General features: G+C 40.7%; 7 protein-coding genes. 4 read left to right on the top strand and 3 right to left on the bottom strand.

The window, feature by feature from the left end:
- Window positions 1–229: 229 nt before the first annotated feature.
- A complete protein-coding gene (locus IQ228_RS19620; protein WP_193964040.1) occupies window positions 230–1,036 on the bottom strand; it encodes an endonuclease domain-containing protein in 807 nt (268 codons plus the stop codon).
- 783 nt (window positions 1,037–1,819) lie between these two features.
- Between IQ228_RS19620 and IQ228_RS19615 the strand changes: the two genes are divergently transcribed.
- From IQ228_RS19615 to IQ228_RS19605, 3 genes are all read left to right on the top strand, one after another.
- Entirely contained in the window at window positions 1,820–2,167 is a 348-nt protein-coding gene (locus tag IQ228_RS19615) for a hypothetical protein (protein ID WP_027403479.1), read from the top strand.
- Window positions 2,168–2,257: 90 nt separating this feature from the next.
- Window positions 2,258–3,769, top strand: coding sequence for an AAA family ATPase (locus tag IQ228_RS19610; protein ID WP_027403478.1), 1,512 nt, complete (start codon window positions 2,258–2,260; stop codon window positions 3,767–3,769).
- A 143-nt stretch (window positions 3,770–3,912) separates the two neighbouring features.
- Window positions 3,913–4,263 carry a DUF1257 domain-containing protein gene (locus IQ228_RS19605; protein WP_015081375.1) on the top strand — a complete coding sequence of 117 codons (351 nt, stop codon included), beginning with the start codon at window positions 3,913–3,915 and terminating at the stop codon, window positions 4,261–4,263.
- 221 nt (window positions 4,264–4,484) lie between these two features.
- Here the strand turns inward: IQ228_RS19605 and IQ228_RS19600 are convergent, their stop codons facing one another.
- Together IQ228_RS19600 and IQ228_RS19595 are read right to left on the bottom strand one after the other, a co-directional pair.
- On the bottom strand, window positions 4,485–4,928 hold the full coding sequence (locus IQ228_RS19600; protein WP_027403477.1) for a type II toxin-antitoxin system VapC family toxin: 444 nt from the start codon (window positions 4,926–4,928) through the stop codon (window positions 4,485–4,487).
- Window positions 4,928–5,197 carry a hypothetical protein gene (locus IQ228_RS19595; protein WP_027403476.1) on the bottom strand — a complete coding sequence of 90 codons (270 nt, stop codon included), beginning with the start codon at window positions 5,195–5,197 and terminating at the stop codon, window positions 4,928–4,930. Before IQ228_RS19595 ends, IQ228_RS19600 begins: the two co-directional genes overlap by 1 nt.
- A 166-nt stretch (window positions 5,198–5,363) precedes the next feature.
- Between IQ228_RS19595 and IQ228_RS26790 the strand changes: the two genes are divergently transcribed.
- Window positions 5,364–5,675: hypothetical protein (locus IQ228_RS26790; protein ID WP_228043965.1), on the top strand; the 312-nt coding region annotated here is incomplete at its 3' end.

The raw sequence follows: 5,675 nt of genomic DNA, 5'->3' as shown, positions 1-5,675 counted from the left end.
AAATCTAAGCTGGTTCCTATTAATTCTCAATAATTAAGGCTTATTGAGAACATAGGCTCTTTCCAGAAAAGCCTCTAACCCTTTTGAATACTCATTTTTAGCTGGTTTTCTTACATCGAACTCAGGTGAAAATTTAACTTTTGCCAATTCAATAATCAATAATGAAATACAATTAGTTCTGATAGGATTTCGCATATCTATGACAATATTTTGAAAATAATATATGCTTCTAAAATAGAGTCAACTGTTCCGAACCATCCAAGCCAATTTTGCGAGGCATCCTTTTTTGGTCATCTTTCAGTCCACCTAGGTTTTTGATGTTTTCTAAAATTGTAGGAATGCAATATTCAGTCATTTCTTCTCGGATCTTTTTGGAATTGAAACGAATAGTGCGCCAACCAACAGTCTCAAGATCGTTATCCCTGAGATTATCCTCAGCAATACGGTCTTTGGCTGAATGCCAAGTATCGCCATCTGTCTCTGCATCTATTTTTCCTTTTTCACAGTAAATGGCAAAGTCAAGGAGATAGGTTTTATCTTTAATTTTCTCTTCCTGTTGACGCTCGGCATCTATAGAATAACGCTTGAATTCAGCCCAAAGCTTATCTTCTAATGGGCTTTCGTCCCATAGATCGTTAATTTCGGCTGCATTTATTAGCTTTTCCCAAGTTGTAGGAATGAACAATATACGTCTGAGCCTACGGCTATAGATTGGCTGCGGTAGTTTTTCCATAGGGTGTATGTCTATTTTGTAATAACGTTTCTGACTTTTGGAGTTTGGTGATTCATCAGGAAAAAGCTCATGTCTGAAAGTCTGACTAATAGACTTTATAGAAGCATAGTAATTGACGGCAAATGCCTCATCACGAAAAACTTTTGGCTGATAAAAGGCTAACCATTTTGGTTCCCAAACATTACGTTGTTTAAGACGTTCCACTTGATCAGCAGGAATCCGATACCAGTTTTGCTCACAGGCAATTTTCATGTCCGATTTTGCTGGCATAATTGCTATAAGTACTTCGCCACGCCTTGCCATTTTTAACCTATTCCTAATAACCTCGAAAGTATTCTAGCTATTTAGTTGTCTATTTATCCCGACCTGTGGCAAGAACTATCGCTTATACTTTGACGCAGTTGGCTGTCTTTACCTTTGGTGATTAATCGCTAATCATCAAGGACGGGCAGGACTTGTGCTGAGCTTGTAGTTCGCGTAGCGTGGCGTTAGCCATAGTATGCCCATCCCACAAAATTGGGTAATTTATTCTTTGGCGTTCCCTAAGAGTAAGCCACAAAATAAATGATCCTGTTTTGTCATGCTGAGTGTAGCGAAGAATCTCAAAAGATTCTTCACTACACTTCATTTCGTAATGCCTCTGGCACGCTGCGCGAACAGAATGACATTGGGCTAAATTAAAAATATTAGAAAGCGTCACCGTCAACAATAACCTTAAAACGGCACAGGACGAAGCTAAACGGCGGCAGATAATATTTTCACTAGATTATCACAAAGAGTACATAACGCCTTGTGAAATATATCCAAACAAAATCCAAATCCCCACAAAAATCCTGAAAATCCCTAAATCCTGGACATCCTGATTCAGACACAATCCAAATCTCCAAACAAATCCTGAAAATCCTGAAATCCTAGAAATCCTGATATGGCTTGCGCCACGCTATCAGACAGAAAATTTCACGTAGTCAACCTAGTTATATTACGAAATGTAACAAAATTGCAGTTAAAACGCTTTACCATCTTGACAACTGAGAAAAGAGCCGATAAGGTGGTATACATACCCGGGTAAGACCACTAGAAAGTTGTATGCAAACTAAGCAAAAGGTTACGTTATATTTATCACCGGAACTGCACAGAAAACTTAAAATTCGTTCTGCCGTTGACTCAGAACCGATGTCAGACCTGGCAGAAAGGGCGCTCAGTTTCTACCTGACCAACTCAGAAATAGTAGAAGAGATAGAAGCGTCTTCCCAGGGGCGAACTCACCGGATTTATTCCTGTCCCACTTGTGAATCTTCACTGGTATTACGTGACGGTGAACTAGTGAACTTGGGCAACCAACCAGGAATCATCGGACAAGATCATCTATCTATTGATGGTAGAGAAAAAGAAGAAACCCATCCCAAGGGTGAGGAAGAATTAGTTCCTTGTTAGATAGGAATTAATGATGATTAATAGTCTGGCTTAACGCCATGCGATCGCTGGTCGGTACTGTCTCTATAAGGTCTCAAGTAGGTCGATAGTATGAAAGAAGAGCTCAATATTCTAATTCAAGCTCAATACCCTTTAATCTACCTTGTGACCTCCGAGGAAGAGCGGGCAGAGCAGTCAATTTTTAAAGTTTCCCAAGACTTAAAACCCCAAAGACGAGTATATATTTGGACAGTAACTCACGGTATCGTTGAGTACGGTCAACCCCGGAATACAACTCAACACAATACTGTCTCTCCCGAAGCAGCCATTGATTGGATTATTCGGCAAAAAGAACCCAGTATATTTATTCTTAAAGATTTACATCCCTTTATTGATGCGCCGGCAACAACCAGATCGCTCCGGGACGCGATCGCTAGTTTTAAAGGAACGCAAAAGAACATTATCTTAATGTCTCCTGTGCAGCAAGTTCCGATTGAATTAGAAAAAGAAGTTGTTGTTTTAGATTTTCAATTGCCTGACATGGCTGAGTTAAATAAGGTTTTAACCGCCCATCAAGAGCAAAATCGTGGACGACGGCTGACAACCGAGGCGCGAGAAAAGCTACTCAGAGCCGCTTTAGGTCTAACTAAAGATGAAGCTGAGAAAGTCTACCGCAAAGCACAGGTAACAACTGGGCAATTAACGGAAAATGAAGTTGATATTGTCTTATCCGAGAAAAAGCAACTCATCCGCCGCAACGGTATCTTGGAGTACATCGAAGAAGATGAAACCATTGATGCTGTGGGTGGCTTGGAAGAATTAAAAACCTGGCTCACCCAACGCTCCAACGCCTTTACAGAAAGAGCGAGAGAGTATGGGTTGCCCCAACCAAAAGGAATGTTAATTCTCGGTGTTCCTGGTTGTGGTAAGTCACTCATTGCCAAAACTACCTCCCGTTTATGGGGTTTACCAATTCTGAGATTAGATATGGGGCGGGTCTACGACGGCTCAATGGTGGGTCGAAGTGAAGCCAACCTGCGGAACGCCCTGAAAACAGCAGAATCAATTTCCCCCACGATTCTGTTTATTGACGAATTGGATAAATCCTTTGCAGGTAGCGGTGGTTCTGGCGATTCTGATGGGGGGACATCAAACAGAATTTTCGGCTCTTTCCTGACTTGGATGCAAGAAAAGAAATCTCCAGTTTTCGTTATGGCGACTGCTAACCGTGTAGAACGCCTACCTGGAGAGTTCTTGAGGAAAGGTCGCTTTGATGAAATTTTCTTTGTGGATCTGCCCACACCGGAAGAACGTCAGGATATCTTCGGTATTCACCTGACCAAACGTCGGGAGGAAATTGCTAGATTTGATCTAGAACAACTAGCAAAAATGTCCGACGGCTTTTCCGGGGCAGAAATTGAACAAGCGATCGTGGCAGCTATGTATGAAGCCTTCGCCCAAGATCGGGAGTTCACACAATTAGATATTATTGCTGCATTAAAGTCTACTTTGCCGCTGTCACGAACGATGCAAGAACAGGTCACAGCCTTAAGGGACTGGGCCAGACAGCGTGCTAGACCCGCAGCCTCCGCTGTCGCTGAATATCAGCGCATGGAGTTTTAAAAGCTTTCCTCTGCTGTTTGTCAGGGGGAAAGGTTAGTCACAAGGCTAACAGATAGAAAAAAGCCGTTCCCAATTAATGCGGCTTCGCTGAAAAAGAACCGTTGTCGTTTTTCTCATCAATCTTCTTATTGGAGGAAACCCAAATGTCTCACTTTAGCACTCTGCGTACCAAGATCACCGATGCCGAAATTCTTAAGTCTTCTTTGCGCGACTTAGGTATCAGCGTTAAGACTGAAGCTGATGTCCGTGGTTATAACGGTCAGCGTCTCCGTTCCGACATCGTTGCTGTATTGGAAGGCGAGTACGATCTAGGTTGGTCTCGTAACAGTGACGGTTCTTTTGACCTTATTGCTGACTTATGGGGTGTCGCTAAGAAGCACAACCAGACCGAGTTGATCAACTCTATCAATCAAAAATATGCCGTTAACAAGACTTTGGCTGAAGTAAAACAGCGTGGTCTGCAAAATGCCAATGTTAAGTTGGTATTGCAGTAACAATTTCTGTAGCGCGTTCCCAAAGTGAAACGGGTTAACCTTCTAATAAGCGGTTAGCCCGCTTTTTTTTGTCTTTATTTGTCTTTATTTGTCTGAATCAGGATTTACAGGATTTAAGGATGTAGAGGATAAGAACGCAGATAAACGCAGATAAACGCAGATTGTCTGATAGGGAAGCGTGGCGTAGCTATATCAGGATTTCCAGGATTTGAGTACACATTTTAAACCCAAGACTCTAATGCAAAAGAGTAAACTTGCTGAATACGTCGAAAATCATTGTCTGTGGAAACTATAGTTAGATTATAGTGAATGGCGGTAGCCGCTATCCAAAGATCGTTATCTCCAAAGCCTAGAGTTTGGATATTAAATTTTCGCCGTTCTGCTTTTTCTTTAGGACCAAATGTATTAATGAGTTTGCCTTTGAGATCGCCGTAAATGTCTGATATTGATAAATTAATAGGGTAGAGATCAATGGTGTTTAAAAAAGCTTTCACCTGTTGGATATTGGCCGCTGTTTGTTGAGATTTGGCTGCCATGTAAAGTAATTCTCCACGGACAATGACGCTAGTAGCAACGCCGGCTTCGCAGTGGAGTTCTAGCTGTTGGATGAGATTAGTTTCACCAAAAATGAGGCGACTACAGTGATTAGTGTCTAAAAGATACATCAGAATTCAGCTTCAGATCGGGTATCATAAACAAGCTGGAGACATTTCTCAAAGTCATCACCTTGCCAAGTTCCAGCAAATTGTAGCAAATCTTTGGCTTTAGATCCGCGTAATATTGGTTCTCCATCTTGTACAGGAATACTGCTTGATTTAATGGTAGAGGCAGTTATTTTGGTTTTGAGATATTCGAGATAGTCGAGGGTTTGTTCCAGAATAGGTTCTGGTGCGTTTTCAATTGACGCAATGAGTTTTTCTTTAATGGTGGTCATCAAATGTTTAAGTCCTACTAGGAGTTGAGAATTGTAAATACTGAAAATAGTTTTAGCTACTTAATATTATTATTGTACAGTCACTAAAAATATAGAGTACAACTGATTGACTTAAATTGGGTAGTAGTATTATACTGTGTGATATAGTTTACTTTAACTTCATAGTATGAGTTATAAAAAATACTCAAGGCCATCTTTTCGTTACAAAGAATATGAGAAGGCTTCATTAAAACACTTAAAGGCTTGCCAAGCTATGCTTGCTGGTCTGAGTTGTAAAACGACAACTATTTCTGTAGCAGAAAAAGAATATTTACTAATGGATATTTTTTATTTATCCGGTTACACATTAGAGTGTAAATCCTTAAATTCTGTATATCCTGATATGGCTTGCGCCACGCTACGCTATCAGACAAATGATTTTTGCAATATAGTTTTCAGAAACCCGAATTTATGCTACAATTGTATCGTTATCAAAAAT

It is taken from the genome of Dolichospermum sp. LEGE 00246, from assembly GCF_015207865.1.
GTDB lineage: Bacteria > Cyanobacteriota > Cyanobacteriia > Cyanobacteriales > Nostocaceae > Dolichospermum > Dolichospermum heterosporum.
This window is presented reverse-complemented; position numbering and strand designations above follow the sequence as displayed.